The sequence below is a fragment of the Pseudomonas lalkuanensis genome (genome assembly GCF_008807375.1).
GTDB classification, from domain to species: Bacteria; Pseudomonadota; Gammaproteobacteria; order Pseudomonadales; family Pseudomonadaceae; genus Metapseudomonas; species Metapseudomonas lalkuanensis.
Genome location: NZ_CP043311.1, coordinates 4,117,350 through 4,134,514, shown reverse-complemented (window position 1 = coordinate 4,134,514; position 17,165 = coordinate 4,117,350). Strand labels below are relative to the sequence as shown.

The following is a 17,165-nucleotide window of genomic DNA, read 5'->3' as shown; positions in this document are numbered from 1 at the left end:
CCTCAGGCGATGCCCTGACCGATGCGGCCCTTGCGCAGGGCGTCGATGACGGTGTCCTTGGGTCCGTCGGCGACGACCTGGCCGTTGTCCAGCACCACCAGGCGATCCACCAATGCCAGCATCGAGCTGCGATGGGTGATGAGGATCAGCGTCTTGCCCGCCGACCAGACCGCCAGGCGCTGGCGCAGTTGCTCTTCGCTGGCGTTGTCCATGGCGCTGGTGGGTTCGTCGAGCACCAGCAGCGGCGGGTCCAGCAGCAGTGCGCGGGCCAGCAGCACGGCCTGGCGCTGGCCGCTGGAGAGCAACTGCCCGCGCTCGCCCACGGGGCGGTCGTAGCCTTGCGGATGTTGCCGGGCGAGGTCGGCGACGCCGGTCAGTTCGGCCACTTCGAGCATGCGTTCGTCGCTGACGTAGCGCGCCCCAAGGGTGAGGTTGTCGCGCAGGCTGCCGGCCAGCAGGGGCAGATCGTGGCTGACGTAGCCGATCTGCTGGCGCAGGTCACCGATGTCGGTCTGCCGCAGGTCGATGTTGTCCAGCAGCAACTGGCCTTCGTCCGGCGTGTAGAAGCCGAGGATCAGACGCGCCAGGGTGCTCTTGCCCGAGCCGCTGCGGCCGATGATGCCGATCCGCTCGCCGGCGGCCACGCGCAGGCTGACCTTGTTCAGCGCCGGAATGTTCTGGCCCGGATAGCGGAATTCCACCTGGCGCACTTCCAGGTTGCCCTTGAGCGCCTGGTGTTCCAGCGGCTGCTGGCTGACTTCGCGCTCCTGGGGCAGGGACATCAGGGCGTCGGTGGATTTCATGGTCAGCCGCGCCTGCTGGTAGCGGGTGATGAGCCCGGCGATCTGTCCGAGCGGTGCGAGCACGCGGCTGTTGAGCATGTAGCAGGCCACCAGGGCGCCGACGCTGAGATTGCCGGCGATGATGCTGTAGACGCCGGTGATGATTACCGCCAGGCCGGCGAGCTGCTGCATGAACAGTGTGCCGTTGGTGGCCAGGGCGGAGAGGAAGCGGGCATGGCTGTCCAGGCGGGTGAGGGCGCCGTGGGTGTGTTCCCAGCGATGTTGGCGCTCGCTTTCGGCGCCGCAGGCCTTGAGGGTTTCCAGGCCCGAGAGGGTTTCGATCAGCAACGCCTGGCGTTCGGCACCCAGGGCCAGGCTGCGCTGCACGGTATCGCGCAGGCGCGCCTGGACGATCCAGGCGAAGATCGCGGTGATCGGGAACGCGAGGATCGGGATCGCCACCAGTGGCCCGCCGAGCAGGCCGATCACCAGCAGCATCAGCACCGAGAAGGGCAGGTCGATCAGGCTGGTGAGGGTCACCGCGGTGAGGAATTCGCGCAGCCCCTGGAAGTCGTGGATGCTCTGGGCGAAGCCGCCGATGGTGGCCGGCCGTGCCTTGATCGACATGCCGATGATGCGTTCGAAGAGTGTGGCCGAGAGCACCACGTCGGTCTTCTTGCCGGCGCTGTCCAGCAGGTTGGCGCGCAGTACCCGCAGCAGCAGGTCGAAGCCGGTGCCGAGCAGCAGGCCGATGGCCAGGACCCAGAGCGTCGCGGTGGCCTGGTTGGGCACCACGCGGTCGTAGGTCTGCATCACGAACAGCGGCACCATCATGCCCAGCAGGTTGATCAACAGGCTCGCCAGCATGGCGTCGGCATAGAGCCAGCGGGATAGCCGCAGGGTGTCGCGGAACCAGGACGTGACCCTTGGTACCAGCGGCGCGTGGGCTTCCTCCAACTCGTGGCGTGGGCGGGCGAACAGCGCGCTGCCGCTGTATTCCAGGGCGAGGATGTCAGTGGGCACCCACTGCTCGCCGCCGTCGGCCTCGCAGGGCAGGATCAGTGCCCGGCCCTTGCCGTCGAAGCGCGTCAGCACCGCGCTGCGGCCACCCTTGAGCAGCAGCAGCAGCGGCAGGTTGAGCGGCGAGATGGCGGCAAGTTCGCGACGCAGCAGGCGGCCCTGCAGGCCGGCGCGAGCCGCCGCGCGGGGCAGCAGCTCCGGGGACAGGCGCTGGCCCGGCAGCGGCAGGCCGCTGCTCAGGCTGGCGCGGCTGGCCGGTCGGCCGTGCAGGCGGCAGAGGATCAGCAGGCCGTCGAGCAGCGGGTCGTCATGGCCCTGTCGTGGGTCCCTGGGACTGTCAGTCCGTTCCATGGTGGTCATGGCGGTGGAGGCCCATCTGGATTACTGCATATCCGGCAGCCGGGCTTCGCTCTTCACTTCACTGAGGGCGACGGCTTCGGCCGGGACCACGACGTTCTGGCGACGCAGCAGGTCGCCCATGGCCGAGATCACCCGGTACATGGAGAACTCTTCGGTGTAGCGCACTTCCACATAGCGGCGGTTGGCGGTGAAAAGTTCGTTCTCGCTGTCCAGCAGGTCCAGCAGGGTGCGCTGGCCGAGGCCGAACTGCTGTTGGTAGGCCTCGCGGACACGGGCGGTATAGTCGGCGTAGTCACGCGCCTCGGGTGTCTGCTTGCGGGCGTTTTCCATGGCGTTCCAGGCCAACGAGAGGTTCTCGTTGAGCACCCGCAGGGCATTGTTGCGAATGTCCATGGACTGGTTGATCTGGTGGGCGGCGGCCTGCAGGCGAGCCTTGTCGCGCATGCCGTTGAAGAGGTTGTAATTCATCACCACGCCGGCCCGCCAGGTGTTGTTATGGCCCTCGTCGCCCTGCACGTTGTCGTCGGCGGTGGTGGCCAGTTCGGCATCCAGGCGCGGGTAGAAAGGCGCCTTGGCGGATTCGTACTGGCGCTCTGCGGCCTGCACGTCGGCCTGTGCCGATTTCAGCAGGGGATTGGTGTCCATCACGCCCTGGCGCGCGGCGAGCAGATCGGCGGGCATCTCGCCCTTGATGGTGCCCGGAGTCACCAGTTCATCCGCCGGCATGCCCACGGCGCTGTAGAAGTTGGCCTCGGCGTCGGCCAGGTTGACTTCCTCGGTGTAGAGGTTGTTCTTGGCCAGGGCCAGGCGCGCCTCGGCCTGGTCGAAGTCGGCGGTGCTGCCCACGCCGCGTTGGCTGCGAAGGCCGATCTGGTCATGGATGCGCTCATGGGCCATCAGGTTGTTCCTGGCCAGCACCACCATCTCGCGGCGCTTGAGCACGTCCAGGTACACCTCCACGGTGCGTAGCGCCAGGCTCTCGGCGGTGCCCAGGGTGAAGTAGGCACGGGAGTTGACCACGGCCTTGGTACGCGCCACCTCGTTGGGCGTATTGAAACCGTCGAACAGCATCTGCCGCAGGCGCAGTTCGGCATCACGGTAATTCAGGGTTTCCTTGTTGTGATCGCCGAGCTCGCGCGTGGTGGGGCTGTCGGTCTGTTCCCGACCTACGCCGGTTATCAGGTCGACGGTCGGTAGGTACCCGCCTTTGGCGACTTTCACCTCTTCATCGGCGACCAGTCGATTCTGCGCGCTGGAGAGGAGCTCGGGATGCTTGTCCAGGGTGCTCTGGATCGCGTCCGTGAGCGTCATGGCCTGGATTTGCGTGGCGGTCAGGGCGAGGAACATGCCTGACCACAGCGGGGTGAGTGTGCGCATTTTCTGTCGTTCTCCATTTCGGTTCTTGGCTTCCTGGCGCCAAAAAACTGGCAAAAAAACCTGTCAAACCGTTTCAGGCTTGTAACATCAGAGCTAAGAACAACTTTCGAAATGGCTAAGAAGAATTCCTCACAAGAATTAGCAGGAAAAATTCTTATGCACTCGTCGGAATTCCAAGACATCTTTTTGCCAGCAGTTCGCATGACATGGGGCTCTCATGACCCCCGTGCGCGTACTCATCATGGTCAGGCACAAATCAGGAAACACAGGGGCGGGGTGAAATCGGAGTAGTGGTTCGGCGCCGGAGAGTGTGACGTTTTATTGACTGCGGTATTTTTATGGCGCCGTTCTTCGCCCCCTGGATGCTTCTTCACGTACCCCTAGTTCGGTTCGGACGTGCCGTGACCCTCATTGACTGGGATCGGCGCTGTCCGGCTGGCAGCACGCGGTGCGGGAGGAAGGAATCATGGCTGGATCAATCGGGGTCGTACGGCAGGTCGTGGGCGAGGTGTTTGCGGTCGCGGCCGATGGGTCGCGCCGCCCGCTCAGCGAAGGCGACCGGGTGTTCGCGGGCGAGCAACTGGTCACCGGCGCCCAGGGCGCTGTAGCGGTCACCCTGGCCAATGGGCAGGAGCTGGTGCTGGGCCGCGACAGCAGCATGCCGCTGAACAACGCACTGCTGGCCGGTATTCCTGACGCCAGCCAGCCCGGCACCGACGAGACACCGGCCGCACCCAGCCAGCAGGACCTGACCGACGTCGAGAAACTGCAGGCCGCCATCGAGGCCGGCGTGGACCCGACCAAGGTCGCCGAAGCCACTGCGGCCGGCCCCGGCGGCGGCGCCGGCGGCGGCAACGCAGGCGGCGGCCACTCCTTCGTGCTGCTGGGCGAGACCGCTGGCCGTGTCGATCCCGATATCGGCTTCCCCACCGGCCCGATCTCCTTCGCCGTGGAATTCCCGCAGCCGGAAGTCGGCATCCCCGACATCCCGGAACCGGAAGCCGTGCCAGTGAATGGTGTGCCAGTCGCCCGCGACGATGCCCGGAGCATCGATGAGGGCGACGTAAGCGTGCAGGGCAACGTCCTGGATAACGACGACGGCGGTCCGGACCTGCCCACGACCTTCGTTTCCTGGCAAGCGCCCGGCGCCACCAGCGGCGCCAATGGCAGCCTGCTGGTGAACACGCCCTATGGCGTGGTGACCCTGAACCCGAACGGCAGCTACAGCTTCCAACTGGCCAATGGCACGCCGGCGGTGGAAGGGCTGGGGGCAGGGGAGACGGTCGACCTCGGCTTCGGCTACAGCATCCAGGACAGCAATGGTGACCAGAGCTCCGCCAACCTGATCATCACCATCGTTGGCCAGAACGATGTCCCGACCATCGAAGTCAATTTCCCGGATGCCGGCGGCGGGGTGGTCCAGGTGTTCGAGCGGGGCCTGCCCGGCGGTTCGAGTGAAGGCGATGGCAGCAACGTGGTGCATGGCACCTTCACGATCCGTGACCCGGATGGCCTGGACAAGCTGAAGAGCCTGGCCGTTGGTGGCCTGGACCTGCAGATTGACTCCAATCACCCCCTGGGCAGCCTGATCGGGCGGGGCTTCGAAGCGGCTTTCGGAACCGTTCAGATCACCGGGTTCGACGCCTCCACCGGTACCTTCAGCTTCAGCTACACCTTGACCCGGTCCATTACCGACCTCGCGTCCGGTGAGGAGCGCGATGGTTTCCTGCTCAGCCTGAGCGACGGCCTGGGCCTTCCGGTTTCCGCCAACGTCAGCATCGAAATCGTCGACGACGTACCCACCGCCAGGCCGGACAGCGGCAGCCTGACCGAGAACGGCGAGCCGTCGAGCCTGGCCGGCAATGTGCTGAACAACGATGCGAGCGGCGCCGACCAGGCGAAGGCCTTCACCAGCTGGAATGGGGTGGCCGGTGCAGTGCCCGGCGACAACGGCAGCCTGCTGGTGAACACGCCCTATGGCGTGGTGACCCTGAACGCCGACGGCAGCTACAGCTTCGTGCTGGCCAATGGTTCGGCGGCGGTGGAAGCCCTGACCGAAGGCCAGCAGGTCACCCTGCAGTACGCCTATTCCATGCAGGACGGCGACGGCGATCCCAGCAGTTCGACCCTGACCCTCACCATCACCGGCAGCAACGACATTCCCACCGTCGAAGTCAGCAGCCCGAACGCCGGCGGCAGCCTGGCCCAGGTGTTCGAGAAGGGCCTGGCGGGCGGCAGCAGCGCGGGTGATGGCAGCAACGTGACCACCGGCAGCTTCACCGTCGCGGACTCGGACGGGCTGGCCAACCTGAAGACCCTGAGTGTCGGCAGCCTCAGTGTCGATCTGACCACCAGCGGCTTCGCCAGCCTGGTGGGACAGAGCTTCACCACTGCCCACGGCACGGTGCTGATCACCGGCTACAGCGACGGCACCTACAGCTTCAGCTACACCCTGACCTCGGCCACGACCGATGCCGCCGGTCTGGAGACGGATGGCTTCCAGGTGTCGGTTAGCGATGGCCTGGCCAACGCCTCGGCCAACGTCAGCATCGAGATCGTCGACGATCTGCCCACCGCCAATCCGGACAGCGGCAGCCTGACCGAGAATGGCGTGCCGTCGAGCCTGGCCGGCAATGTGCTGGACAACGATGTCGGTGGCGCGGACCAGCCCAAGGCCTTCACCAGTTGGAACGGCGTGGCCGGTGCAGTGCCCGGCGACAACGGCAGCCTGCTGGTGAACACCGCCTATGGCGTGGTCACCCTGAATGCCAATGGCAGCTACAGCTTCGTGCTGGCCAATGGTTCGGCCGCCGTGGAAGCCCTGACCGAAGGCCAGCAGGTCACCCTGCAGTACGCCTATTCCATGCAGGACGGCGACGGCGATCCCAGCAGTTCGACCCTGACCCTCACCATCACCGGCAGCAACGACATTCCCACCGTCGAAGTCAGCAGCCCGAACGCCGGCGGCAGCCTGGCCCAGGTGTTCGAGAAGGGCCTGGCGGGCGGCAGCAGCGCGGGTGATGGCAGCAACGTGACCACCGGCAGCTTCACCGTCGCGGACTCGGACGGGCTGGCCAACCTGAAGACCCTGAGTGTCGGCAGCCTCAGTGTCGATCTGACCACCAGCGGCTTCGCCAGCCTGGTGGGACAGAGCTTCACCACTGCCCACGGCACGGTGCTGATCACCGGCTACAGCGACGGCACCTACAGCTTCAGCTACACCCTGACCTCGGCCACGACCGATGCCGCCGGTCTGGAGACGGATGGCTTCCAGGTGTCGGTAAGCGATGGCCTGGCCAACGCCTCGGCCAACGTCAGCATCGAGATCGTCGACGATCTGCCGCAGGCGAAAGCGGATGGTGCATCGGTCAGCGAAGGCGGCAGTGTGACCGGCAATCTGGTCACGGGCGCCGGGTTCGGCTCCGTGGCGGATGTGTTCGGTGCCGATGGTCGCCCGTCGCCGACTACCGGCGTCGTGGGTGTGCGTGTCGGTGGGGATACCTCGACCCATGTTTCCGGCGGTGTGAATGTGCCCATCGATACCGGCCTGGGCACCCTGGTGCTGCATGCCGACGGCAGCTACAGCTACACCAGCCATGCCAACAGCCTGGGCCAGGCCGGCGCGGTCGACACTTTCACCTACACCATCGTCGATGGCGACGGCGACCTCAGCACCACGACCCTGACCATCGACCTGTCCAACATCACGGTGGTGGGCAGCGTGCAGGCGGGCTCCGACAACGATGTGCGCGAAGCCGCACTCGGCATCGGCTCCGAGCCGGCCAGCAACGACGAGTTCGCCAGCGGCATCCTGGTAGCCAGCGGCGGCAACGGTCCCTACAGCTTCAGCCTGGCGGCTGGCGCGGGCGTCGGCCAATACGGCCAGCTGGTGGTCAACGGCAACGGCTCTTACACCTACACGTTGCTGTCCGCGCCCAAGGTCAATCCGGGCGACAACGGCAACAACCTGCAATTCACCGAGACCTTCACCTTCACGGTGACCGACGCCAACGGCAACACCGGTGTGGGCACCCTGACCATCGACATCATCGACGATGTGCCGAACGTCAGCGTGAAGGGCCTGCAAGGGCTCGACCTGCAAGTGGATGAAACCACCCTTGGCGTCACCGACAGCACCAGCTTCGCCGGTGCCTTCACCAAGGTATTCGGTGCCGACGGCGCGGCTGCCAGCAATGCCACCACCTACGTCCTGGATGTGAAGTCGCCGGGGGCCGACAGTGGCCTGCGGGACACCGCGACGGGCAACAGCATCCTGCTGTTCAAGGAGGGCGCCGACATCGTCGGGCGTGTGGTTGGCGGTGGACAACTGGCCTTCCGCCTGAGCGTCGCGGCTGACGGTACGGTAACCCTGGAGCAGTCGCGGGCGATCTTCCACACCCCGAACACCGGACCGGACCAGGCGTCCGGCCTGGCCAGCGCCGACCTCGTCACCTTGACCGCCACCATCACCGATGGCGATGGCGACAAGGACAGCGCGACCCTGGACCTGGGCAATGCCATCAGCTTCAGGGATGACGCGCCCAGCATCGACCCCTATGTGAAGGTCGGCCTCGACGACGATGCCTTGCCCTATGGCAACCCGTATGGCGAGGGCGACGTCACGCCCGATACCCAGAACACCAGCGGCATCATCGGCCACAGCTTCGGCGCCGACGGTGCGGGCACGATCGAACTGCAGAGCAGTGGCGCACCCGCCGGCTTCACCTATGTGGAAACCCAGGGTGGCCTGCTGATCAAGCAGGGCGACGTGACGGTCATCACCGTCACCCTGGACGCGCTCACCGGTGCCTACACCGTCACCCAGAATGCGCCGGTCATGCATCCCTATGGGGATGACGAAAACGACCTGAGCTTCGAGGTCGAGTACAAGATCACCGACCGCGACGGCGACTTCGCCGCCGGATCGCTCTACATCAAGGTGGATGACGATTCGCCGGAAGTTCGCGTCAATGCCGCCGTGCAGCTGGACGACGACGCGCTGGCCTTCGGCAACCCCGGCGGCACGGGCGATGTGCAGCCGGATACCGCCAACCTCACCGGTACCCTGGGGCACAGCTTCGGTGCCGATGGGGCCGGCTCCATCAGCCTGCTCACCACGGGCGCGCCAAACGGCTTCAGCTACGAGAAGGACGGCGACAACCTGCTGATCAAGCAGGGCGGACTCACGGTCATCACCCTGACGCTGAACTGGGCGACCGGCGCCTACAGCGTCGTCCAGAACCGGCCGATCCTGCATTCGGCGGGCATGGACGAAAACGACGTGAGTTTCAGCATCGCCTACAAGGTGACGGATGCCGACGGCGATACCGCCACGGGCAGCCTGACCATCAATGTCGATGACGACACCCCGAAAGCCATCGCAGACACCGCCAGCATCGTCGAGGGAGGTGCTGTCGGCAGCCTGTCCGGCAATGTGCTGACCAACGATGCGGGTGGCGCCGACCAGCCCACGGCCTTTACCAGCTGGAACGGCATCGCCGGCGCGATTCCTGGCGACAATGGCAGCCTGTTGGTGAACACTCCCTATGGCCTGGTCACCCTGAACGCCAATGGCAGCTACAGCTTTGTCCTGGCCAATGGTTCGGCTGCGGTGGAAGCGTTGGCCCCGGGCCAACAGGTGAGCCTGCAATACGCCTACAGCATGCAGGATGCCGACGGCGACCCCGACAGTTCGACCCTGACCCTCACTATCATCGGCAGCAACGATGCGCCCACGGTGGAGGTCAGCACGCCGGATGCCCAGGGCACCATGGCCAAGGTCTACGAGCAGGGCCTGCCGGATGGCTCCAGCGCTGGTGACGGCAGCACAGTCACGACCGGCAGCTTCACGGTGGCCGACTCGGACGGCCTGTCCAACCTCAAGACCCTGAGCGTCGGTAGCCTCAGCGTCAACCTGACCACCAGCGGCTTCGCCAGCCTGGTGGGGCAGAGCTTTGCCGCTGACCACGGTACGGTGAAAATTACCGGCTACGACAACGGCACCTACAGCTTCAGCTACACCCTGACCGAAGCCACCACCGATGGCCTCGGTGTGGAAACCGATGGTTTCCTCATCACCGTCAACGATGGCGTGGCCAGTGCGTCGGACAATGTTCGCATCGAAATCGTCGACGACGAGCCTACTGCCAGGACCGACAGCGCATCGGTCGGCGAGGGCGCCACGGTCAATGGCAACGTGACCAGCACCGATGGGCTGGGCTCGGTCGCCGATGTGTTCGGGGCCGACGGCCGCCCGTCTCTGACTACCGGCGTTGTGGGTGTGCGCGCTGGTGGTGATACCTCCACCCATGTTTCCGGTGGCGTGGATACGCCGATCGATACGGGCCTTGGCACCCTGGTGCTGCATGCCGATGGCAGCTACAGCTACACCAGCCATCCGAACACCGTGGGCCAGGCAGGGGCGGTCGACACCTTCACCTACACCATCGTCGATGGCGACGGTGACTTCAGCACCACGACCCTGGCCATCAACGTCGCCAACTACACCGTGGTGGGTAGCGTGCAGGCCGGCTCGGATGGGGATGTACGTGAAGCGGCCCTGAGCTTCGGCAGCTCGCCGTCGAGCAGTGACGAGTTCGCCAGCGGCACCCTGCTGGGCAGCGGCGGCAACGGGCCCTACACCTTCAGCCTGCAAGCTGGGGCCGGCAACGGCCAGTACGGTCAGCTGGTGGTCAACAGCAACGGCTCGTACACCTACACGTTGCTGTCCGCGCCCAAGGTCAATCCGGGCGACAACGGCAACAATTTGCAGTTCACCGAGGCCTTCACCTTCACGGTGACGGACGCCAACGGCAACACCGGCACGGGTTCCCTGACCATCGACATCGTCGATGATGTGCCCGATGTCAGCGTGAAAGGGTTGGGTGCACTGGGCGTGCAGGTAGACGAAACCACCCTCGGCACCACTGCCAGCACCAGCTTTGCCGGTGCCTTCACCACGGTGTTCGGCGCCGATGGTGCGGCGGCCGGCAACTCCATCACCTACAGCCTGGGTGTGAAGTCGCCGGCTGTGGACAGTGGCTTGCGGGACACCGCGACGGGCAACAGCATCCTGTTGTCCAAGGAGGGCTCGGACATTGTCGGACGTGTGAGCGTAAGCGGTCAGCTGGCCTTCCGCCTGAGCGTCGCATCCGACGGCAGCGTGACCCTGGAGCAGATGCGCGCCATCGTGCACTCGCCCGATAGCGGCCCCGACCAGGTGGCTGGCCTGTCCGCCGCCGACCTCATCACCCTGACTGCCACCATCACCGATGGCGATGGCGACAAGGACAGCGCGATCCTCGACCTCGGCAATGCCATCAGCTTCCGCGATGACGCGCCGACTGTGACCAGCAATGCCCTGGTGCAACTGGATGACGACGCATTGCCCGGCGGCATCGCGGCTGGCTCGGGCGATGATGCGGACTCGCTGAACACTTCCGGCAATGTCGGCTTCAGCTTTGGCGCGGACGGCGCCGGCAGCGTCCAGTGGCTGACCACGGGCAACCCCAGCGGCTTCGTCTACGAAAAATCCGGCAGCGACCTGCTGGTCAAGCAGGGCACCACGGCGGTCCTCAAGGTGACCCTGGACAGTGCCAGTGGTGCCTACACCGTCACCCAGCTCGCACCCATCCAGCATGACGCCGGCGGGCAGGAGAACGACCAGCAGTTCGCCCTGACCTACCAGGTCACCGACAAGGACGGCGACAGCGTCAACGGCGTCCTGAACATCAAGGTCGACGACGATACGCCGCAGGCCATGAACGATGTGGCCGATGTCGCGGAGGGCAGTGGCCTGGACTTCAACGTGGTCTTCGTCCTGGACTTCAGCGGCAGCATCGACAACACCGAGCTGAACACGATGCTGAATGCGGTGCGCAATGCCGGGCAGACGCTGTTCAATACCACTGACGGGGATGTGCGCATCCAGGTGGTGGCCTTCTCCAGCACCGCGACTTCCTATCCGGTGATGACCGATGTCAACGACTTCACCAACCTGATCGACAGCCTCAACCCTGCGCTGGGCGGCACCCGCCCGTTCAGCGACGGGACTGACTTCACCGCGGCCATCCAGCAGACAATGGCGGTTTACGCGCCCCTGTCGAACTGGAGCAACCAGGTCTTCTTCATCAGTGACGGCAACCCCAACGAGCAGAATGGTCCGGGCGATTCTTCCCTGACGACGGCCGTATCGAGCCAGTGGAACACCTTCGTCGACAGCAATGGCATCAACGTGACCACCATCGGCGTGGGCAATGCCATCAACACCGTGCGCCTGCAAGAAGTGGATCTCGATGGTTCCGGTACGCCGATCATGGTGACGGCCTTCGAGGATCTGGTGGAAACCCTGGCCAGCCAGATCGTCGGCGGGGTGGTCTCCGGCAATGTCCTGCTGGGCAGCGACAATGCCGTGGGCGGCGGCGATGACGACGCCTTCGGTGCTGATGGCGCCGGCCGCATCCTGTCCATCCAGATCGGCACCACCACCTACACCTGGAACGGCAGCGGCAGCATCAGCCTGAGCACCGGCGGCAGCATCGCCGGCAACCAGTTGAATGCGATCGCCACGCCCGACGGCGGCAAACTGAGCTTCGACTTCAGCAACGGAACCTGGACCTACGTTGCGCCGAAGAACGTGGTCGCGGATACCAGCGAAAGCTTCACCTACAACATCATCGACAAGGACGGCGACCCGTCCAGCGCGTCGCTGACAGTGCGGATCGAAGACACCTCGCCCGTGGTCGGCAAGGTGGACGAGGACGAACTTCCCGACGGCATCACCGACGGCGACGCCCAGACCACCGTGGTCACCGGCAACCTCGGCGAGCTGCTGGTGGGCACGCCGGCCGGCGCGCAGTTCAGCATTGCTGCTGTGCCGCAGGCAATGCCTTCGCTGACGTCCGACGGTGTGGCGATCACCTATGCGCGGGTCGGCAACACCCTGGTCGCCACGGCGGGCAGCGATACCGTCTTCACCCTGCAGGTGGAAAGCAACGGCAACTACACCTTCACCCTGCTGGGCGCGCTGGATCATCCCAGTGGCGCTGGCGGCGATGACCAGCTCCTCACCCTGAACCTGACCGGGGCGCTGCAGGCCAGCAATGGCAGCGGCAACCTGCCGCTGGCGGGCGACCTGCTGATCCAGGTGGAGGACGATGTGCCGGTGATCCTCGCGGCCTCCAATCTCGTCTACTCCAACGGCAGCAATCCGGCAGGCGGGTCGGGGACCTTCGTCTACGACACCGGCGCCGATACCCGTGGCAGCGGGCCGTTCTCGGCTTCCGATTCGGACTTCAGTGGCATCAGCCTGAGCGGCAATGTCGGCGGCACGGCGATCTCCTCGACCGCGGTGACCTGGCAGTCCGAGTCGGCCACCAGTGCGACCTTCGACATCAGCTTCAAGTACGCGCCCAACCCGTCGATCCCGGGCTCCTTGATGGAGGCCAACGGCACCCTGGTGTTCGACAAGGTCAATGGCACCTACACGGTGTCGCTGGACGAGCCCATCCAGGGCTTCAACATCTTCAAGACCAGCACCTCGCTCAGCATCAATGGCTATGAGCTGAACAGCACGCAACTGGACAACACCCAACCGGCGGTGTCGGTAGTCGAGCTGGCCAACAACTTCTACGTCCAGTACACCAGCTATTCCGAACCGGGCGACGGTACAGGCAGCAACAACCTGCGGGCGGGCACCACCAACCCCACGATCTTCTCCAATGGCGAACTGTTCAGCCAGGACCCTTCGTGGGTCAGCGTGAGCAATACGGCCAATGGCGTGGGTGGCGACACCCTGGGCAAGGGCGAGGTCCTGGACCTGAACTTCTATACCGCCAATCCCAAGGGCAACGTCGGCGTCGAGCCGAGCGCCCGTGCGGAGGGGATGTTCCTGAAGTTCGACGGGGTCAATAACGAAGACATAGTGGTGGTGCTCAAGCTGATCGGTACGGGCGGGGTCAAGACCACGCGGGCGCTGGTGGTGAGCAACAACGACATCATGACCACCAACAGCGTGGCGCTGGCCGCCTATGGCATCACGCTGGACCAGAACGACGGCGCCATCGTCATCGAGAACAATGACTTCAATGCCCAAGGAGAAAGCTGGCAGATCTACGGTGCCCAGATTCTCACCAGTGTCGAAGGCATCACCACGTCCTCGGCCATCAACTTCAATTCCGTGATTGGCAATGGCGGGGCCACGAACGTGAACGATGTATCCGGCTTCGGCTCTTCGGCGACCGACAACGACGTCCTCAAGGTTTCGGATGTCGGCTTCATCACCAGCGAGAAGAACACCCTGGATGCCGACCTGGACTTCCAGGTAGGGGTGAAGGATGCCGACGGCGATACCACGGCCACCCAGAACCTGCACGTGACCATGGAGGCGGGGACCACCTTCGTCGGCACCGCGACCGCTGACGTGATCCATGGCACCACCGGCAATGACAATCTGTCGGGCATGGGCGGGGACGATGTGCTGGAGGGCGGGCTGGGCAACGATGTGCTGAACGGCGGGGCCGGGATCGACACGGCGTCTTATGACAACGCCACTGCCGGGGTTACGGTGAACCTCGCGCTGGTTGGCCAGCAGAACACCGGCGGCGGTGGGCTGGATACCCTGATCGACATGGAGAACCTGCTCGGCTCGCACTTCAACGACGTGCTGACCGGCAACAGCGGCAACAACGTGCTGGCGGGTAACGGCGGCAATGACCAGCTGGCGGGGGGCGGCGGCGCCGACACCTTCAAGTGGCTGGCCGGTGAAACCGGTACCACCACTATCACCGGCTTCACCCCGGGGCAGGACAAACTGGACCTGTCGCAACTGCTTACCGGCGAGCACAGCAATGCGGGAAGCCTGGACGACTTCCTGACCATGGCCTTCGGTACCAACACCACCATCACCGTGGATACCAACACGGCGGCCAATCCGGGTGGCACCGGACAGACTATCGTGTTGGAGGGGGTGAACCTGCAGGCAGCCTACGGTGCGGCCGACACGGCGTCGGTGATCACCCACATGCTCGATGACGGTTCATTGAAGGCCGATGCCTGATCCGCATCGCGGGCCCGCCCTCGCGGCGGGCCCGGCATTGGAACGGGAGTGAGGAAGGAACCATGGTTTACGTGCAGAGAGACGAGAAGGGCAGGGTTCTGCGGGTGGAGCACGAACCCTTCGACAACATGACCCAGAGCATGCCGGCCAACGATCCGGAAGTCCGGACCTGGTTCGCCAGCCGCAGCCTGCATGATCACCTGATGTCCCTGCAGCATTCCGACCTGGAACTGGTGCGGGTCATCGAGGATCTGGTGCAGGTGCTGGTGAGTCGGGGCGTGATGAACTACACCGACCTGCCGGCACCCGCCCGCCACAAACTCCAGCACCGCGCCAACACCCGCTCCCAGGTGGAGGATCTGGGGGAACTGGTGCCGGAGGATTTCCGCTTGCCGTATTGAGCGGTCAGGCATTTTTCGCGAATGAATTCGCTCCCACAGGCAGGTTTTTTCGTGGGTGGCGGCTGAGCCACGCGACGCCCAACGTTCGGAGTTGGGGCCGGCATCGTTGGGCTTCGCTCCGCTCTGCCGGGCAGTAGGGTGCGCCATGCGCACCGAGTCCGGGAACGCTGCCGCCACCGTGGCAAATTCTGGTACGCGGCCCCTCTATCTGTTCGGCTCGCCTCACCCATGCCATGGCGCCGGGGCGCCGATCAGGCGGCCCATGGCGCCCTGGATGCCCAGTTCCCTTAGCACGTCCAATTCGCCCTGGGACTCCACCATCTCCGCGATCAGCGGCAGGTCGATGCTGTTGGTGGCGCGGAACAGGGCTTCGATGAACAGGCGTTTGTCGCTTTCCTGGTCGATGGCGCGGATGTAGGTGCCGTCGATCTTCAGGTAGGCAAGGCCCAGGTGGGCGAGGTTGCCGATCAGGCTGAAGCGTCCGCCGAAGTGTTGCAGGCCCACGCCATAACCGGTTTCTCGGATCGCCTGGCAAAGCTGACCGAGTTCGCTGGCCGGCGGAAGGTGGCGTTCGTCCAGTTCCAGGGTGAGCAGCTCCGCCTGCTGGGGATGGGACTTGAGCAGGGCGAGCAGGCGCTCGCGGTGTTCGCCCGGGCGCAGGCTGGCGGCGGACAGGCTGAGGGCGATGCGCGATGGCGTCTGCTGCAGGTGTGCCAGGCAGTGTTCGAGCATCGCCAGGTCAAAGCGTGCCGACCAGCCCAGGCGCTCGATCCAGGGCAGGAAGCGCCCGGCGGGCACCGCTTCGCCCTGGGGGTCGAGCAGGCGCGCCAGTACCTTCTGGTGCAGGGTTTCGGCGGTGTTGGCGCAGAGACCCACCGGCTGGAAGTAGAGGCGCAGCTTGCCCTTGCTCAGGGCGTCGTCGATCCATTCCCGCCAGTCGTGCAGGCTTTGGCCCGGCGCGGCGTCGAAGTCGTCCAGGCGCACCCAGGGGCGGTCGGTGCCTTGCGCCGCCTGGGCCAGGGCCTGGTCGGCGCGGCTCATGACCCGCTGGATGTCTTCGCCCGGCCGGTAGGCGGCGATGCCGAGCAGGGCGACCGGACTGCGGTCGCTGGCACCGGTGGCATGCAGGTTTTCCAGTTGATTGGCGAGGTCGGCCGCCAGTTGTTCGGCGTCTTCCCCGGTGAGGCCGGGGGAGAGCAGGGCGAACTCGCCGCCGCGGCTGCGCGAGGCCAGCCAGTCGGGATTGCCCCTTTTCTGCACCAGGTTGCCGAGGATTTCTCCGATATCGCGGATCAGTGCGTCGGTGCGCTGGCCGCCAAGGCGCTGGTTGAGCCCGCCGAGGTCGTTGACCCGCAACAACACGAGGTAGCCGGCGGCGTTCTGGTCGTTGGGCACCAGTTGGTTGGCGAGGCGGATATCGAACTGGCGGCGGTTGGCCAGGCCGGTGAGGCTGTCCTGGTACGCCTCTTCGCGCAGGCGTTCGCTACGCGCGGCCTCCTCAGCGAAGAGGTTGCGCAGCTTGTCCACCATCTGGTTCATGGCCAGCACCACGCGGCGCAGTTCCGGGGTGCGCGGTACCTTGGGCAGGGCGAGGAATTCGCGGCGGCTGATGGCTTCGGCCTGTTGCACCATGTTGTCCAGGGGGCGCAGTTGCGTGCGCAGCAGCCAGGCGCCGACCAGGGCGCTGACCAGGCCGCAGAGCAGCAGCCAGGCGAGGCTGCCTACGGCGCTGTCCCAGAGTTTGGCCAGGGCGAACTGCGGATGGCTGAGCACCTCCACACGCGCGGCCTGCTGCCAGCCGCGCATGATCAGCGCGTCGCCGCCCTGGGGTTGCAGGTTGACCAGATGGGCGAACCAGCTCGGCACCTGTTCACTGGTGGTGGTCGTGCGGCGTTCGGCGATCACTTCGCCATCGGGGATGCGAACCACGCGGATGCTGGCGAAGTAACCGCTGTCGAAGATGGAGCTGACCATCAGCTCGATCATCGCCGGGTCGTCCACGTGGGGCGTCATGGACAGGCCGAGGGCGGTGGCGGCGTCCTGCGCGTGGGAGCGCAACTGGCTGAGCAACTGCTCCCGGGAACTTTCCACACCCGCGAGGAAGCTGCCGGCGAAGGCCAGCGCGAGCAGCAGACAGATGGCCAGGAACAGTTGCTTGAGTAACGACAT

At 65.4% G+C, this 17,165-nt stretch carries 5 protein-coding genes; 2 read left to right on the top strand and 3 right to left on the bottom strand.

The window, feature by feature from the left end:
• Nucleotides 1-2: 2 nt before the first annotated feature.
• Both FXN65_RS19215 and FXN65_RS19210 read right to left on the bottom strand, forming a co-directional pair.
• The gene (locus tag FXN65_RS19215; protein ID WP_151135372.1) at nt 3-2,162 is read right to left on the bottom strand and encodes a type I secretion system permease/ATPase; all 2,160 of its coding nucleotides are present in this window, start codon (nt 2,160-2,162) and stop codon (nt 3-5) included.
• Between the two features lie 21 nt (nt 2,163-2,183).
• Entirely contained in the window at nt 2,184-3,539 is a 1,356-nt protein-coding gene (locus FXN65_RS19210) for a TolC family outer membrane protein (protein ID WP_151135370.1), read from the bottom strand.
• A 466-nt stretch (nt 3,540-4,005) separates the two neighbouring features.
• On the opposite strand from FXN65_RS19210, the gene FXN65_RS19205 reads away from it, so the two are divergent.
• Together FXN65_RS19205 and FXN65_RS19200 are read left to right on the top strand one after the other, a co-directional pair.
• Nucleotides 4,006-14,595 carry a retention module-containing protein gene (locus FXN65_RS19205; RefSeq protein WP_151135368.1) on the top strand — a complete coding sequence of 3,530 codons (10,590 nt, stop codon included), beginning with the start codon at nt 4,006-4,008 and terminating at the stop codon, nt 14,593-14,595.
• Between the two features lie 62 nt (nt 14,596-14,657).
• On the top strand, nt 14,658-14,996 hold the full coding sequence (locus tag FXN65_RS19200) for a tryptophan synthase subunit beta (RefSeq protein WP_151135366.1): 339 nt from the start codon (nt 14,658-14,660) through the stop codon (nt 14,994-14,996).
• A gap of 222 nt (nt 14,997-15,218) precedes the next feature.
• On the opposite strand, the gene lapD is transcribed toward FXN65_RS19200, so the two are convergent.
• Nucleotides 15,219-17,165, bottom strand: a complete 1,947-nt coding sequence (lapD, locus tag FXN65_RS19195; protein ID WP_151135364.1) for a cyclic di-GMP receptor LapD — start codon at nt 17,163-17,165, stop codon at nt 15,219-15,221.

Excerpts from the sequence above, each read along its gene's own strand:
- FXN65_RS19215 (WP_151135372.1), bottom strand. The coding sequence starts at position 2,162 with ATGACCACCATGGAACGGACTGACAGTCCCAGGGACCCACGACAGGGC.
- FXN65_RS19205 (WP_151135368.1), top strand. The coding sequence starts at position 4,006 with ATGGCTGGATCAATCGGGGTCGTACGGCAGGTCGTGGGCGAGGTGTTT.
- FXN65_RS19210 (WP_151135370.1), bottom strand. The coding sequence starts at position 3,539 with ATGCGCACACTCACCCCGCTGTGGTCAGGCATGTTCCTCGCCCTGACC.
- FXN65_RS19200 (WP_151135366.1), top strand. The coding sequence starts at position 14,658 with ATGGTTTACGTGCAGAGAGACGAGAAGGGCAGGGTTCTGCGGGTGGAG.
- lapD (WP_151135364.1), bottom strand. The coding sequence starts at position 17,165 with ATGTCGTTACTCAAGCAACTGTTCCTGGCCATCTGTCTGCTGCTCGCG.